General features: G+C 44.4%; 15 protein-coding genes. 1 reads left to right on the plus strand and 14 read right to left on the minus strand.

The features are described 5' to 3' along the window. Positions 1-12 precede the first annotated feature (12 nt). The 11 genes from MHI53_RS16120 to rpsU all read right to left on the minus strand — a co-directional run bounded on the left by MHI53_RS16120 (position 13) and on the right by rpsU (position 9,593). On the minus strand, positions 13-390 hold the full coding sequence (locus MHI53_RS16120; protein WP_061140679.1) for a diacylglycerol kinase family protein: 378 nt from the start codon (positions 388-390) through the stop codon (positions 13-15). Further along, on the minus strand, positions 368-844 hold the full coding sequence (ybeY, locus tag MHI53_RS16125) for an rRNA maturation RNase YbeY (RefSeq protein ID WP_061140680.1): 477 nt from the start codon (positions 842-844) through the stop codon (positions 368-370). The genes MHI53_RS16120 and ybeY overlap by 23 nt, the downstream gene beginning before the upstream one ends. Continuing rightward, positions 841-3,015, minus strand: coding sequence for an HD family phosphohydrolase (locus MHI53_RS16130; protein ID WP_340371727.1), 2,175 nt, complete (start codon positions 3,013-3,015; stop codon positions 841-843). The genes ybeY and MHI53_RS16130 overlap by 4 nt, the downstream gene beginning before the upstream one ends. A 191-nt stretch (positions 3,016-3,206) precedes the next feature. Beyond that, positions 3,207-4,169, minus strand: coding sequence for a PhoH family protein (locus tag MHI53_RS16135; RefSeq protein ID WP_061140682.1), 963 nt, complete (start codon positions 4,167-4,169; stop codon positions 3,207-3,209). Positions 4,170-4,172: 3 nt separating this feature from the next. Continuing rightward, on the minus strand, positions 4,173-5,360 hold the full coding sequence (yqfD, locus tag MHI53_RS16140; protein ID WP_061140683.1) for a sporulation protein YqfD: 1,188 nt from the start codon (positions 5,358-5,360) through the stop codon (positions 4,173-4,175). A gap of 15 nt (positions 5,361-5,375) precedes the next feature. After that, positions 5,376-5,660, minus strand: a complete 285-nt coding sequence (gene yqfC, locus MHI53_RS16145) for a sporulation protein YqfC (protein ID WP_061140684.1) — start codon at positions 5,658-5,660, stop codon at positions 5,376-5,378. A 111-nt stretch (positions 5,661-5,771) separates the two neighbouring features. Beyond that, positions 5,772-6,272, minus strand: a complete 501-nt coding sequence (locus MHI53_RS16150) for a hypothetical protein (RefSeq protein ID WP_061140685.1) — start codon at positions 6,270-6,272, stop codon at positions 5,772-5,774. 22 nt (positions 6,273-6,294) lie between these two features. Continuing rightward, positions 6,295-7,314 carry a flotillin-like protein FloA gene (gene floA / locus MHI53_RS16155; RefSeq protein WP_100530832.1) on the minus strand — a complete coding sequence of 340 codons (1,020 nt, stop codon included), beginning with the start codon at positions 7,312-7,314 and terminating at the stop codon, positions 6,295-6,297. A gap of 21 nt (positions 7,315-7,335) precedes the next feature. Further along, entirely contained in the window at positions 7,336-8,610 is a 1,275-nt protein-coding gene (locus tag MHI53_RS16160; protein ID WP_081092278.1) for a nodulation protein NfeD, read from the minus strand. Between the two features lie 351 nt (positions 8,611-8,961). Next, complete coding sequence (locus MHI53_RS16165; protein ID WP_061140686.1) at positions 8,962-9,405, minus strand: GatB/YqeY domain-containing protein; 444 nt, start codon at positions 9,403-9,405, stop codon at positions 8,962-8,964. 14 nt (positions 9,406-9,419) lie between these two features. Continuing rightward, entirely contained in the window at positions 9,420-9,593 is a 174-nt protein-coding gene (rpsU, locus tag MHI53_RS16170; protein ID WP_028391853.1) for a 30S ribosomal protein S21, read from the minus strand. A gap of 235 nt (positions 9,594-9,828) precedes the next feature. Between rpsU and MHI53_RS16175 the strand changes: the two genes are divergently transcribed. Further along, a complete protein-coding gene (locus MHI53_RS16175; RefSeq protein WP_340371728.1) occupies positions 9,829-10,761 on the plus strand; it encodes a Na/Pi symporter in 933 nt (310 codons plus the stop codon). Positions 10,762-11,421: 660 nt separating this feature from the next. On the opposite strand, the gene deoC is transcribed toward MHI53_RS16175, so the two are convergent. The 3 genes from deoC to mtaB all read right to left on the minus strand — a co-directional run bounded on the left by deoC (position 11,422) and on the right by mtaB (position 15,276). Next, on the minus strand, positions 11,422-12,093 hold the full coding sequence (gene deoC / locus MHI53_RS16180; RefSeq protein ID WP_061140688.1) for a deoxyribose-phosphate aldolase: 672 nt from the start codon (positions 12,091-12,093) through the stop codon (positions 11,422-11,424). A 193-nt stretch (positions 12,094-12,286) separates the two neighbouring features. Next, a complete protein-coding gene (locus MHI53_RS16185) occupies positions 12,287-13,645 on the minus strand; it encodes an IS1182 family transposase (protein ID WP_340371729.1) in 1,359 nt (452 codons plus the stop codon). Between the two features lie 293 nt (positions 13,646-13,938). Beyond that, positions 13,939-15,276: a tRNA (N(6)-L-threonylcarbamoyladenosine(37)-C(2))-methylthiotransferase MtaB gene (mtaB, locus tag MHI53_RS16190; RefSeq protein WP_061143993.1), complete on the minus strand. Its 1,338-nt coding sequence runs from the start codon at positions 15,274-15,276 to the stop codon at positions 13,939-13,941. Between the last annotated feature and the right edge of the window lie 5 nt (positions 15,277-15,281).

Genomic DNA, 15,281 nt, shown 5'->3' on the forward strand with positions numbered 1-15,281 from the left:
CCTCACTGAAAGCTAAAGGCCCAGCTTAGGCAAAAAAATAATCAATCCAACAATGATAGAAAATATAGCATATATGAATACAGCTCCGGCTGCAATATCTTTTGCCTGCTTGGCCAATGGATGGAATTGATCTGTAACCAGGTCCACTACCCTTTCAATCGCTGAATTGACGAGCTCCAATGCAATCGTTCCCGCTATCGCTGCCAATATGAAGAGCCATTCCATCCCATTCAAGGAGAAAAACCAGCCAAAGAATAGGATGATTGCCGTTAGCGCAAAATGTATCTTGATATTGCGCTCCGTTCGAACTGCCTCCAAAATTCCCTGACAGGCAAAAGAGAAACTTTTAATTAAAGGATACCTTTTTTTATCCTTCTCTTGAAAGTCCATATTCTTCCAAGATCTCCTTTTGTTTTGTGAACATCACTTTTTCCTCTTCTTCATTCATGTGATCGAATCCCAATAAATGAAGGAAGCCATGAAGCGCCAAAAATCCAAGCTCCCGATCGAAAGAATGCCCATATTCTTCAGCCTGCTCTTTCGTCCGCTCGATGGAAATGATGATATCGCCTAACATGCGGGGCATTTCCCCTCCAATAATCTCGACTTCATCTTCACCCATTTCTTCAAGTGCAAAGGAAATGACATCAGTGGCTGCATCTTTATGACGGTACTCCTTATTGATTTCACGAATTCTCTCATTGTCCACAAATGTAACTGACAACTCAGTATCTTCTTCGATCTTTTCTTTTTTTGCCGCAAATTGCAAAATGCTTTCAACAAGCTGTTGCGCTTCTTCCGTCACTTCATTCGTTTCATCCATTAAATCGATCGCTAAAATCATTCTTTCACCTTCTGTCCTAATTTATCCAGCTCCGGATATTCAATCCTGGAGTGGAAGATACCGTTCAGCGATTCACATAAGGAATGCTTCACGATACTTAATTCTCTCATAGTAATGTCACATTCATCAAATTGACCATCTTGGATCCTCTCCTGAATGATGAAACTTACCAGTTCTTCTATCTTGTCCGGAGTCGGATGCTGCATCGACCTCACGGCAGCTTCTACACTGTCGGCAATGCCGATGACCGCCACTTCCTTCATGATTGCCTTCGGTCCAGGATATCGGTAAGCATCTTCAAGCGTGGCATCATCCTGTTTCTTAGCCTTGTGGTAGAAAAATTTCAACAAGGTGGTCCCATGATGCTGCTCCGCAATATCCACGATTTCTTTAGGGAATTTATGGCTCCGCAGCATCTCCCCGCCATCCACGGCATGGGCAATGATGATATCCCTGCTCGTTTCAGGCTGCAGCCGATCATGCGGATTATCTCCGTTCATCTGATTTTCGATGAAAAAATGCGGCATTTTCGTTTTGCCGATATCATGATAATAACTGCCGACCCTTGCGAGCAGGCCATTCGAACCGATCGCCTCGCAAGCGGATTCCGCCAAATTGGCGACCATCACACTGTGATGGTAGGTTCCTGGCGCCTCGATCAGGATCTTCCTCAATAAGGGGTGATTCGGGTTTGACAGTTCGATCAGCTTCATCGATGATAGGATCCCGAAACCTGACTCAAAAAATGGCAGCAGGCCCATCGTCAATACAGCCGAGCCCACACCGGAACCTATGGCGGCAACAGCATAATACAAATACTCCATTCTAGTATAATGTCCGTCCATCATAAAGATAAGCGAAAATACAAAGGCCATATTGATTAAAGACAGCAACAGACCCGCCACCAGCACTTTTGATTTAAAATTAAGCCTCGATAAGATGAGTATTGCCGTCAATCCACCGAAAATAATATAAAGCCCCATCGAAATATCGAGATTTCCAGGCGTATCTCCATTGAATATGATCGTTCCATAAGAACCTAATAAAATGATCATCGCCACCGCTAGCTTATCGTTCAATAATATCTTGATGAGCATCGCAGACATGGCAACCGGAAAAATATATTCCAAATTCGAGTTTTTCATGTCCGCCAGAATGCTGATCGTTTTCATCATGGCCATTGAAAGGATAAAGACAAGACTGAAAATCAATAATTGATTGTACTTGTTCTCCTGTTTGGAAATGGAAAAGGTGAAAAAGTAATAAAAGGCAGCAAAGGTCAACACGATGAATAACAGCAGCCCGATATACGGGTAAATGGTCGACTCGGTATTCACAAAACCTGCCAGTTCAAGCTGCCGATATACGTCCCTGTCCACTAACTGATTTTCCTCAACGATGATCTGCCCTTGGAGGATTCGGATCGGCTCCACGCTTTCAATCGCTTTCCTCCGCTGTTCCTCCGTTTTATCCTTGTCAAAGAAAACATTTTGGATGATCGCCGTGCGCGCCAAGGAATTAGAGGCTTTTTTCATATCACTGCTGATACTCATATAGCCCAGTTCCTCTACGACCTTTTTCTTCGCATTTTCGACATCACTCGCTGCAATCCTGTTGCTCATCACATTATTCACGGCAGTGATGGTGGAGTCCCTCGCAATCTTCAGCTCATCTTCATCCGCCTGAACTAAAGCAAGGAAAACGGATTCCTCAATATTTTTATTGACCTCATCAGTCAATTTTTCTTTTAGAATGGAAACCTTTTGGGCATCCGTCTTCAAGGTTTCCTTTTTATTCTCCTTCTCCCCATCCTTTATATGTTCGTTATCAGGATCGGTTTCCTTTTTCACCTCGATCGCCGTATCGAAAATCGATGAAATCAGGTCGACTTTATTCTTGGCATACTCTTTTTTCAACGAATATACATCCGCCACCTGTTTAGCTATCTCTTCTTTTTCCTGTTCCGTCTTATAAGTATCTTCCACAGTCTTGGTTGAACGGATCGTCTGTTCCGCCGGCTTAAAAAGCTCCACTTGGACTCTTTCCGGTTTAACGTTGGAAAACATTAACCCATAAGCAAATACACCAAGAATGATGAACAAAAGCACTTGAAAAAAACGATGGACCAATAGCCCTTTAAGTTTAGCGAAGAATTTCTGGATACGATTCAAGGAAGGTCCTCCTAAAAAATTGATGGTTATTATTCTAGATATGTAAAATCATAACAGTTTTCATATCATTTTTCACCTGCGTATTAGATAAATGTAAGGCTTCTCTCGCCCCATTTCCACTTTTTCAAGAAAAAGGCGGGACATTTGGGCACATCACGAAAAATCCGCCGATTGAAATGGCGGATTCGTTCTTATACCTTTGCCTGTTCGTAAGCAGTGATGATTTTGGCAACAAGCGGATGTCGCACAACATCGCTTTGTTCGAAGTAAACGAAGGAAAGGCCTTTGACATTCTTCAAAATCTCCTCTACCCTTACCAATCCTGACTTCATCCCCTTAGGAAGGTCAATCTGGGTCCGGTCCCCGGTAATGACCATCTTCGACCCGAAGCCAAGGCGGGTCAGGAACATTTTCATCTGGGCTTCCGTCGTATTTTGGGCTTCATCCAAAATGACAAAGGCATCTTCAAGCGTACGGCCCCTCATATAAGCCAAGGGAGCGATTTCAATCGTCCCTCGCTCTATCATCCTCTGGGTCTGCTCCATCCCCAGGAGGTCATGCAGAGCATCGTAAAGCGGCCGCAGATAAGGATCTACCTTTTCCTTCAGGTCGCCTGGAAGAAAACCGAGGCTTTCGCCAGCTTCCACGGCAGGCCTTGTCAGGATGATCCGCTTAACCTGTCCATTTTTTAGCGCATTGATCGCCATCACTACGGCGAGATAGGTCTTCCCTGTTCCGGCGGGCCCGATTCCAAAAACGAGGTCGTGCTTCTTTATCGCCTGGATATAATATCTCTGCCCAATCGTTTTGACTTTAATCGATTTCCCCTTGGCCGTCTTGGCGACTTCCTCATCATACAATTCACCGAAATACTCAAGGGTTCCTTTTCTAGCCAATTCAATGGCATAAAGCACATCTCTAGAACTGATTGCAATTCCTTTTCTGATCACTGTCAATAGGGCTTTCAGGATTTCCTGTCCCATCGTTACCCGATCGATGGCGCCAGCGACGCTGACGGCTTCACCGCGGGTAATGACGGAAATGCCCAGCTCCTCTTCAAGCACTTTAACATTTGAATCTCCATTGCCCAACAAAGCGATCGCTTCATTAGGTGACTCGATTTCAAGCTTAATTACTTTCACATCATCTGCCATTCGTTAGTCTCCTTGAATGATTGGTTGTCCAATCGCTATATCTTCAATAACTTGGTAATGTATAGACAATTTAACTTTACCATTCTCCATGCTTTCGTGCAAAATTTTTTCTTCGATGATTTCATCTTCCTCATCCAAATGCTTTTTCAATTCGGCTTTAGCCATTTTCCTACCTTCCTTCACCGCCTCTTCCCTCGTATAACTCCGGACGATATCCTCCTTGCTTCTTAAGGTTACCTGTTTATAGGAGATCGGCAGTTTCCATTGCAGGAAGTGAAAAGGCCTGACCGTCGTTTCCTTTTCCTGTTTGTCATATTTCGGATCCTTGAATCCCCATACAGGCAGGGAAAAGTCGCCCATTTTTAAATAGTGCTTATTCGTTTCATTTCCGTTCAAAACAGAAAATTTAGTTTTCAATGGAATTTTCACCTCCGCATTGTACCAGGTCTTCCCTTTGATCACTCCCTGTGCCGATACGATTTCCTGCTTATCTTCTTTGCCAATCAAACCTGAAACGAGAAGCTGTCCCTTTCCGACATAATCATTCACATTTACTATAGATTGCCCTTTTTTTACATACATATCAGCAATAACCGCCTTTTTCGAGGCCACCAAATTTTGCGGCGATGTTTTCTCGACTTCCTTCGGCTGCCGTTTTTCAACGACACGGAAATGGTACGTCGTTCCCTTGAGCTCGACCCCAACCCACGTCAATGCACCGATCCGATCCGAAAGCTTACGCTGGATGGTATCCACATCATCAACGAAAAATTGCACCTTGCCAATCTTCACGCCCATCTTGTCCAATTCTTTGCGGATGGCATGCTCGGTTGCCGGCTTCGCATCTTTCACCTCGATGCCCCACACCATATTGGAAAGCACGAAAATGCAAAGCAGGAACGCAATGAGACCGACCAGGAACCCGCTGTTTTTCATCACTCTCTTCACTAGGAAAGGAAAGCCCCTCCCCTGCATGAACGATACCTTGCAATCGCTTTTGCGCATGACCTGCCGAAGTTTCGGGATATCCCTGAAGTCCATATGGAAAATCAGGGCCTCACTACCGACGCGCTTCACATCCCAGATATGAAGCCCCCTTCGTGTCAACATATTGATAAGCCGTTCTGCACCTTTTCCATGTGCCTTCACTTTTACATAGCCTGTATAATAGTTTGTCCATTGGTTTTTCATGGAGACCTCCCGGGATCATTCATTAATAAAATAAACTTTGTCGATCTTGCCTTCAAGCATGATTTCTTCAGGCAAGATCGTCTTTATGACAAAGGAGCTTCCCTTTATCAGCAGCTGACCATTTTTTAACATCAATCGTACTTCACTGTCCGTAAAAGCCAATAAGCCACGATGGTTTTCAATGTAAATATGTAATTGTCCGATCATCGTAATTCGCGGCAGGTCCATCATGACATCTTGCGGAAGGTCCATTGTTTTGGTCATAAGCTGTTTCATTTTTTTTCCCCAATTGCGAGCCATAAAAAAGAACCCCCTTTCATCTCAATGTATGAGGTGAAAGGGGGTTCTAGCACAAAATTATCTGGGAATGAAAGTGTATTTTTTCATGAATCGGTCACGAGAGATGTCCGCTTATTTTCTAGACCTCTGGAGACTTCGCTTCGCCCTTGGCGGTCCCAGCACTTCTGACATGATGATGCCATCAATCAGCTGCTTTTTCCCGAAAGAAGGCCCTTTGCGATAAACGGGACTTCTATTATCGGATATGGCTGAGGCAATATTGTCTGCCTTCGCCTTCTGATATAAACGTTCCTGATCGTACTTCTGCTGAAGCCGCCTAAGCTCGGCAATCCTTTGGTTCGCTTCATTCTTCGTCTCATCGATTATCTCGGCAGCCTGAGGTGCCTGCTGTTCGACTTTCCTTACAGGTGCAGGGGCAGGACCTTGCTGCTGGTTCCCCTGCCCTTCACCTTGAAGCTCCCTCATGACATCCTGCCACTTCTTTTTAGGAGGACCGTTAGGGGCATCACTTTGCTGAGACTGCTTTTTTCTTCCTAACATGGACGATACAATGCCGATCAAGATAATGATTAGGAATGGGTTCCCGAGAAAGAAATCAATGATATCTCCCATTTAAAGACCTCCCTTCCCTAACCTAGTTGTTATGGTTGTTATTGTTATTATCTTTTGGATTTTCGGAGATTTTGCTGATCGAACCGCGCATATCCGTATCAGCGGTTATATTTTGGATGTTCATATAATCCATCACACCAAGGTTCCCGCTTTTAAGCGCATCGGCCATGGCCAGCGGTACTTCCGCTTCGGATTGGACAACCTTCGCACGCATTTCCTGAACGCGCGCAACCATTTCCTGTTCAAGGGCAACAGCCATCGCACGGCGCTCTTCGGCCTTGGCCTGGGCAATTTTCTTATCGGCTTCGGCTTGGTCCGTTTGTAGGATGGCCCCGATGTTTTTCCCGATATCCACTTCAGCGATATCGATGGAAAGGATTTCAAATGCCGTTCCCGAATCCAATCCCTTTGATAATACCGTTCTGGAAATCAGATCGGGATTTTCAAGGACATCCGTATGCATTTTCGAAGCACCGATCGTCGATACGATCCCTTCACCCACTCGGGCAATGATCGTTTCTTCACCGGCACCACCGACTAGACGTTCAATATTGGCACGAACCGTGATCCTTGCCTTCGCTTTCACTTCGATCCCGTTCATCGCCACACCGGAGATGAAGGGCGTTTCGATTACTTTAGGGTTAACACTCATTTGAACCGCTTGCAGTACATCACGACCGGCAAGGTCAATGGCAGCCCCACGCTCGAAAGGCAGCACGATATTGGCACGTTCCGCAGCGATCAATGCATTCACGACGCGATCTACATTACCTCCTGCCAGGTAATGGCTCTCCAATTGATTCGTCGAAACATTGATTCCTGCCTTATGTGCCTTGATGAGGGGATTGACGACCCTGCTTGGTATAACACGGCGAAGTCTCATCCCCACCAATGTAAATATACTGATTTTGACTCCTGCCGCCAAAGCGGAAATCCAGAGCATGACTGGCACGAATGTGAAAAATACCGATAATACGATGATGGCAGCAATCACTGCCAGTACAATAAAAACTGTTCCTGATGTTATCACGTAAGAATTCATCCTTCCTGTTTCCTTTAATTTTTAAATCGCATCCGGAATTTCCCGGACGACTACCCTAGATCCTTCAACCTTCACGATGGTGAGAGACGATCCTCTGGAAATGAAGCTTCCCTCGGTCACGACATCCACTCTCTCATCATTGATCAAAGCAGTTCCCGAAGGCCGTAAATCGGTTAGGGCCTTCCCTTTTACACCTAATAAATCGACTCGATTCGGATTGCTAACATACCCTTGCTCCGTCTTTGTTGCATCGGTTAAAATCATTTTTCTGAAAAATTTCATTTGTTTTCCAAACACCTTTACAAGTAGGATGAATGCCAAAATCGATACGGTAACCGCAATAAGCAGGGATATCGTCATATGAACCGGATCATCCGAAGCGAGGAACAAACTCCCCACGATCGCCGTAAATCCAAGCAGTCCGATAATTCCCCCTGGGATGAAAAATTCCGCCAGCACGAGGATGACCCCGATGATGAACATCGCCAACGATTCATAGCCGGTGATGCCTGCGACAAGATGACCATAAAAGAACAATACAAGGCTGGAAACTCCAATGACTCCCGGAATGCCAAAGCCAGGCGAAAACAATTCAATCACAATCCCGATGCCCGCAATCGTCAATAATATCGGAACGACAATCGGATTGGTCAAGAAACGGGCAAGTTTTTCAGGAAAGCTTTCTTCGATCGTTCGGATCTCGGCATCCTCGACCCCAAGTTTGCTGTATAGCTCCGCCTTTCCCGAAACGATCCCCTCACTATATCCAGCCTTTCTAGCCTGTTCAGCTGTAAATGTGAGCAGTTTTCCTTTTCCTGCTCCGTATTCGGGAAGGTTGATGTCTTCATCCGCCATCGCCTGGGCGAACTTCGGATCCCGTCCGTTTTGTTCCGCTGCCGTCTTCATCGCAGCCAGCCAATAGGACTGCGCCTTCTTGCTTGCAGCATTCCCCGCCGAATCAATCACGGCCGCCGATCCCATCGTAGCACTTGGGACCATGTAGATTTCATCTGCACTAAGGGCAATGTAGGCACCCGCAGATAAAGCCCTGTTATTGACATAGGCAACGGTTTTTACCGGAGAATCCGACAGTAGCTTGGCAATTTCCCCAGCTGCATCGACAGCACCGCCAGGGGTATTCACCTCGAAAATGACAAGATCTGCATCAGCAGCTTCAGCGGTGTTCAGCGCGCGCTCCAAAAAAGCCGAAAGTCCCTTTTCCACCGTTTCTTCAATCGGAACATGGTAAACGAGTTTCTCCTGTGCAGAAGCCGCCAATCCCCCAAACGATGACATGGTGAACAGCAACCCTAATAGGAGTACAGATATACAACGCCAAATTTTCAGGCGGAACGCCCCCTTCCCCTTAATTAAACGCTGTAAGTCCCACCAAATTCCAGAAGGATCCTTACCTGAATTCAATTCGTAACTAAAATCGGGATAAGGGCACCCGAAGTTACCCTTAACTCTGTTCTTTAGTTATTACGTATGTATATGAAAAAGGTTTCAAAAAAAAGCAAATAAATTTGTAAATGCCGTCACTCCATCGAGCTCCGTTACAATAATATACGCATAAAAACCTCGTGAAATACACAAAAACCACAGGCAATTTGCCTGCGGTTAGGTTTCGAGTTTTAAGTTTCGAGTTCAAGATAGATGTTGTAATACTAATTTGTTAACTAGAGAACCATCCGCTTTACCTTTAACTTTAGGCATTAAAGCTCCCATAACTCTCCCCATATCTGCTTTGGATGTTGCATTGACTTCTTCGATCGTCTGTTGAACGATGTCAGAAATCTCTTCTTCTGAAAGTTGCTCAGGCATATATGCCTCTACGTATACTAGTTCGGTGCGGACTTTATCCACGAGATCGGAACGACCTGCGTTTTCAAACTCCTGGAGGGAGTCTTTGCGTTGTTTTAATTCGCGAGAGAGCACTGTCAATTCTTCATTATCTGTTAAATCTTGTCTCAGCTTAAGAGCTTCGTTTTGAATAGAAGCCTTCAGCATCCGAATAACAGATAGTTTGTCCTTTTCCTTGTTCTTCATCGCTTGTTTCATATCATTATTTAAACGCTCGAGAAGACTCATCTTTCCACCCTCTCTTAGAATTTACGTTTTCTTGCAGCTTCAGACTTTTTCTTACGTTTTACGCTTGGCTTTTCATAAAATTCACGCTTCCTAGCTTCCTGAAGCGATCCTGCTTTAGATACAGTACGTTTGAAACGACGAAGAGCATCTTCAAGCGATTCGTTTTTACGAACGACGGTTTTAGACATCTCTTTCCCTCCCTCCGAAAACAACACACTAACTCAAGTTGTCAACATGTTATACATGTACTAAACAATTATAATATATCATCTTTATCAGGTCAACCAATATAATCAAACTTATTTTGAATTATTCTCATGTTCTTATAGGATTTTTTTCCCTAAACGATCATTCCACTAAAAAGAACCCTTTTTAAAGCATGTCTCCCCCAACTGGACCATATGCTTAAGAGGGGGTGAGAGCATGCATGAGCTATTTTTATTCGGATTCTACATAGCGATGTTTCTTGCAGGAATGTCAGTCTTGCGAATCGGACTGTTCAATATGTCAGGCGCCGCACTGAAGACTTTCCTCGCAAAGGTAACGGATAAGCCATGGAAAGGGTTTGTCGCCGGAACCGTATTTACCGGCATCCTTCAGAGCAGCTCAGCCGTCATGGTCATGACGGTCGGGCTCGTTTCTGCAGGAAGTTTAACTTTCCCGCAAACGATCGGGATTATTCTTGGAACGAATATAGGCTCCACTCTCACGGCTGAGTTCATGAGCTTCACGTTAGATCGATGGATCATTCCCGGCGTCATCTGCGGAGCCCTCCTTTGCTTCATGCCCAAAGTTTTGCCGAGAAGCTTGGGAATGTCACTCATCGGCATCTCAGCCATCTTTGCGGCGATGGGAGGATTCAAAACGCTCTCGACACCTATTGCCGCTTACCCATCCATCCAAACGATCATCGGTTACATAGAAAGCCATATGAGTTTTGCGTTAGTAGCGGGAATCACATTAACGGCACTCATCCACTCCAGTTCGGTAACCATCGGGATCGCGATGAGTTTCTTGATGAACGGGGAACTATCCGTCTCTTCCGCCATCATCATCATGCTCGGTTCCAATATTGGCACATGCATCACCGGATACATGGCCAGCATCGGTTCAGGCAGACAAGCTGCCTTTACAGCCTATGCCCATATTTGGCTTAATGTCCTCGGGGTTGCCGCTTTCCTGCCCTTTGTCGATATCCTGGAACGAACGGCTGCCTTTTTCACCGAAAACAAAGCGACCCAACTCGCTCACGCAAGCGTCCTTTTCAATATCCTGACTTCGCTGGCTGTCTTGCCAGTCGCACGCCACTTCTCCAACCTCATCCTTTGGGTGCATCGGCCAAGCTCGAAAGAATAAAGGCTCATCCTAAAAGTCAATGGCACTATCTACTGGACAGCCTTATATAAGATAGACTTAACCTAAACGCATAGATATTAAGGGGGGAGTGATTTTAGCTAATCTTTTTATAATTAGTCTTATGCTTTCACACCTAATGCAGTGGCTGAAAGGAAAGAAGGTATCCCAACTCCAGGGAATTACGGACCAATGAATGCCCCTTTTGTTCTATCTTCATTGCTAAGCATTCATGTATAATTTGTGGGTAAAATTGATCTGGACATACATTTGTATGCAGGATAACATGCATCAGCTTTTTTAGGTACAGCAGTCGAAATGCTAATTAAAGAAAAAACTAACGTTGTTTATAAAAGTAAATGACCAGCTCGTTTCTTCATATTCCTCCCCCCATTTGATGAATTTAGTACAACACGTTTACTCCCTCTTGTCCCTTACTATCCATTCTAAATACACAATAAGCTTTTTTTTGAATGCATGGGTTCCAATAATGAAATATACAAATTCAAAAATGATACAGGCCTCTTTTTACATGGAAGCAATCCACATTGGCAAGTGGTATTTCTTAGACCACAATCAAATTTATTTTTAACATCAATAAAAAACAGGCGGAGAAAAATGATTCATTTTCTCCGCCTGTTTTTTTATAAGTCTTATTAAAAATCAATAATCGGAATCAGCCGTTAAGCCTTTTACGATGGAAACGCCGGCGCTGGCGCCAATTCTTGTGGCTCCAGCTTCGATTACATTCTGAGCGTCAGCCGTGTTGCGGACTCCGCCAGAAGCTTTGACACCGATATCAGGTCCAACTGTTTTTCTCATCAGAGCGATATCTTCGACAGTTGCTCCTCCGGTCGAGAAACCAGTTGAAGTTTTCACGTAATCCGTTCCCGCTTTGACAGCCAGTTCGCAAGCGCGGACTTTTTCTTCCTCAGTCAATAATGAAGTTTCGATGATCACTTTTGATAGGGCCTTACCCGTAGAGGCAGCCACTACAGCACGAATATCACGCTCTACCAATTCATCATCCTTGTCCTTCAAGGCGCCGATATTGATCACCATATCGACTTCGTGGGCGCCATTGGAGATCGCATCCTTCGTTTCAAACGCTTTCGTTTCCGGTGTGGTTGCCCCTAGAGGGAACCCGATGACCGTACACACTTTCACTTCTGAACCTTCCAATAGTTCGCTTGCATATTTCACCCATGTCGGATTCACGCAAACGGAAGCAAACTTGTACTCGCGCGCTTCTTCGCATAATACCTTTATTTGCTCTTTCGTTGCATCTGCTTTTAATAACGTGTGGTCTATTAAACCTGCTACATTTTGTGACATATATTATCCTCCTCAAAACATATTGTAACTAGTTGTACGTACCTCTCATGATATCACAGTTTGTCCAATTTGACGATATATATAGTCTTTACCCGAATGATCAAAGAAAACACATAAAAAAAGACAGCGTAATTCGCTGTCTTACAGTTTGTAGACAAAAGGTTACGAGATTTGGGCTCTTCGAGCCACTATGTTAAGCCATTTTAGGACCTTGCCATGTCCAAGTGGCCATCTTCTTTACATTCATGGCAGCGAAAGTAAGCATCGCCTGCATCGACAATTTTTTAAGTCCCCTTAAAGTAGTCCAACGCATACCATGCTTTTCTTTTGCATCTGCGAATACACGCTCAATCGTTTCTTTGCGTTTCGCATATATAGGTTTTACCTCTTGATGATGACGCAGATGATCTGCTTCTTCCACATATGCTTGCCAGATATGCCGTGTCACTACTTTTTGATGGTCTTTGCTTTCCGTACACCGTGATAAAAATGAGCATGTTGCACAAATTTGTTTGGGCGATTTGTACTCGCGATAGCCCTCTTTATTTGTTGTTGAGTACTTTAAAGTTTCTCCCGAAGGGCAAAGGTAACAATCAAAGTGTTCATCGTAAACATAGTCATGTTTGCGAAAGAATCCTTCTTTTGTACGAGGACGTGTATAGGGTAAAGCAGGTGTGATTTCTTTGTTAAATAGGTAGCTTGTAATCGCTGGTGTTTTATAAGCTGCATCTGCGGCAACTGCTTCTGGTTTTCCAACTTTCTCAATCACTTGCTCAACAAGTGGCTCCAAAATATGACTGTCATGTGTATTACCAGGTGTTACAATCGTTCCCAATACAAAACCGTTGCCGTCTGCGGCAGCATGGAATGAATAGGCAAACTGTTTTGTTCGTTCATCTTTCACATAGTAGCCACTCTCAGGATCCGTAGTACTTTCTTTAATTGCTTTGGTTTCTTCCTTATCAAATTTATCTGGTGGAAAAGGCTTCTTTCCGTGGTTTTCACGATCTTGATTGATTTCTTCTTGAAGACGTCCTTGATACGCTCGTGTTTCTTTACGAACGATTTTCTTTTCAAATTTCCGTTTATTCGCACTGGCTTTCACATGTGTGGAATCCACGAAAACGTGTTCTACACTTATTAACTTTTTATTAGCAGCTGTCATTAAAATGCGACAGAAAATCTGTTCAAACAGGTCTGTATCTTTAAAGCGTCGCTCATAATTTTTTCCGAACGTAGAGAAATGAGGCACTTTATCATGGAAACCATAGCCTAAGAACCAACGATAAGCCATATTGGTTTCAACTTCTTCAATCGTTTTACGCATGGAACGAATACCGAAGGTATATTGAATGAAAGTCAGTTTAACTAAAATAACTGGATCAATACTTGGGCGTCCTACCTCTGAGTACATATCTTTCACCAAGTCATAAATGAAAGTGAAGTCAATGGCAGCCTCCATTTTACGAACCAAATGGTTCGGTGGCACCAGTTGATCTAAAGTAATCATTTCAAGTTGATCTCGCTGAATAGAATCATGTTTAGAAAGCATCCTCATCACCTCAAGTTTTAATCCTTCAATTTTAAAACAAAAATGACTCCAGTCAAAAGTGTTCTATCTAAATGGTAAGACAAAGTTGATTGGAGCGGGTGTTCGAGACTCCTGCGGGAAAAGCGCGTCTAGGGGAGACCCCGCAGGCAAAGCCGAGGAGGCTCCCCGACCGCCCGCGGAAAGCGAGTGCCTGGAGTGGAAATCAACGTCTAAATTGTACAGGCCATAAAAATAGACAAACTCGATTTTCATCGAGTTTGTCTACAGTCTGAAAGACAGCGTAATTCGCTGTCTTATATATTTGCTGCTTGCTGCAATGGAAAATCTTTCATAACCGTCACGAATTGACCTTCACTATGAGGGTATCCAGATTTTGTAATCTTCACTTTTACGATTTCTCCAACCATTTCTTCCGTAGCCGGGAAAACGATTTTCATGTAATTATCGGAGTAGCCTTCATAAAGGCCATTTTCCAGCTTCGTCTCAGGGATGACTTCAAGGACTTCCCCTTCGAAACGGGAAGCATACTCTTTGGCCAATTGATCGGACAACGCGATAAGACGGTGGACGCGTTCGTTTTTGACATCTTCATCCACTTGATCTTCCATTCGTGCCGCCGGTGTCCCTGTCCGTTTTGAATAAGGGAAAACATGAAGCTCTGAGAATTTGTATTTTTCGATAAAGTTATAGGTCTCCATGAATTCTTCTTCCGTTTCCCCTGGGAAGCCGACGATGACATCTGATGTAACAGCAAGACCGGGCAGTGCAATTTTCAATTTTTCAATCCGATCGCCAAAGAAATCCATCGTATATTTACGCCTCATTCGTTTCAGGACCGTATCGGAGCCCGATTGAATCGGAATATGCAAATGACGCACCACTTTTTTCGAATTCGTCAGCACTTCGATGATCTCATCGGTGATTTGGCTCGCTTCAATGGATGAAATGCGGATGCGCTTCAACCCATCGACCTGTTCCAAGTCACGAAGAAGCATCGCCAGGTTATAGTCCTTCAAGTCATCACCGTATCCACCAGTGTGAATTCCGGTCAAGACTAGCTCCTTATATCCTGCCTCGACAAGCTGTTTAGCTTGGTGTACGACTTCCTTTGGATCGCGGGAACGCATCAAGCCACGCGCCCAAGGTATGATGCAGAAAGTGCAGAAGTTATTGCAGCCTTCCTGGATCTTCAGCGAAGCGCGGGTACGATCTGTAAAAGCAGGTACGTCCAGTTCCTCATAAACACGATTTTTCATGATATTGCCGACAGCATTGATCGGTTCACGCTCTTCCTTGAACTGCTCGATATAATCAAGAAGTTTGACCCTATCCTGTGTTCCAACGACAATATCCACGCCTGGTATGGCCATGATCTCCGCCGGCGAAGTCTGGGCGTAGCATCCGGTTACCGCGATGACGGCATTCGGATTTTTACGAATGGCGCGGCGGATGACCTGTCGACTCTTCTTATCGCCCGTGTTGGTCACGGTGCATGTGTTGATGACATATACATCCGATGCATGTTCAAACTCAACACGATCATATCCCCCGGTTTTGAATAATTGCCAAATAGCTTCTGTTTCATAATGATTCACTTTACAGCCTAATGTATGGAAAGCGACCGTTGCCATTTTTC

The sequence above is a fragment of the Peribacillus sp. FSL E2-0218 genome (assembly GCF_037992945.1).
GTDB lineage: Bacteria > Bacillota > Bacilli > Bacillales > DSM-1321 > Peribacillus > Peribacillus simplex_B.

What these genes read in the sequence shown, in the direction of transcription:
- MHI53_RS16120 (WP_061140679.1), bottom strand. Translation starts at nt 390, where the DNA reads ATGGACTTTCAAGAGAAGGATAAAAAAAGGTATCCTTTAATTAAAAGT.
- ybeY (WP_061140680.1), bottom strand. Translation starts at nt 844, where the DNA reads ATGATTTTAGCGATCGATTTAATGGATGAAACGAATGAAGTGACGGAA.
- MHI53_RS16135 (WP_061140682.1), bottom strand. Translation starts at nt 4,169, where the DNA reads ATGGCAGATGATGTGAAAGTAATTAAGCTTGAAATCGAGTCACCTAAT.
- yqfD (WP_061140683.1), bottom strand. Translation starts at nt 5,360, where the DNA reads ATGAAAAACCAATGGACAAACTATTATACAGGCTATGTAAAAGTGAAG.
- yqfC (WP_061140684.1), bottom strand. Translation starts at nt 5,660, where the DNA reads ATGGCTCGCAATTGGGGAAAAAAAATGAAACAGCTTATGACCAAAACA.
- MHI53_RS16150 (WP_061140685.1), bottom strand. Translation starts at nt 6,272, where the DNA reads ATGGGAGATATCATTGATTTCTTTCTCGGGAACCCATTCCTAATCATT.
- floA (WP_100530832.1), bottom strand. Translation starts at nt 7,314, where the DNA reads ATGAATTCTTACGTGATAACATCAGGAACAGTTTTTATTGTACTGGCA.
- MHI53_RS16160 (WP_081092278.1), bottom strand. Translation starts at nt 8,610, where the DNA reads ATGTCATCGTTTGGGGGATTGGCGGCTTCTGCACAGGAGAAACTCGTT.
- MHI53_RS16165 (WP_061140686.1), bottom strand. Translation starts at nt 9,405, where the DNA reads ATGAGTCTTCTCGAGCGTTTAAATAATGATATGAAACAAGCGATGAAG.
- rpsU (WP_028391853.1), bottom strand. Translation starts at nt 9,593, where the DNA reads ATGTCTAAAACCGTCGTTCGTAAAAACGAATCGCTTGAAGATGCTCTT.
- MHI53_RS16175 (WP_340371728.1), top strand. Translation starts at nt 9,829, where the DNA reads ATGCATGAGCTATTTTTATTCGGATTCTACATAGCGATGTTTCTTGCA.
- deoC (WP_061140688.1), bottom strand. Translation starts at nt 12,093, where the DNA reads ATGTCACAAAATGTAGCAGGTTTAATAGACCACACGTTATTAAAAGCA.
- MHI53_RS16185 (WP_340371729.1), bottom strand. Translation starts at nt 13,645, where the DNA reads ATGCTTTCTAAACATGATTCTATTCAGCGAGATCAACTTGAAATGATT.
- mtaB (WP_061143993.1), bottom strand. Translation starts at nt 15,276, where the DNA reads ATGGCAACGGTCGCTTTCCATACATTAGGCTGTAAAGTGAATCATTAT.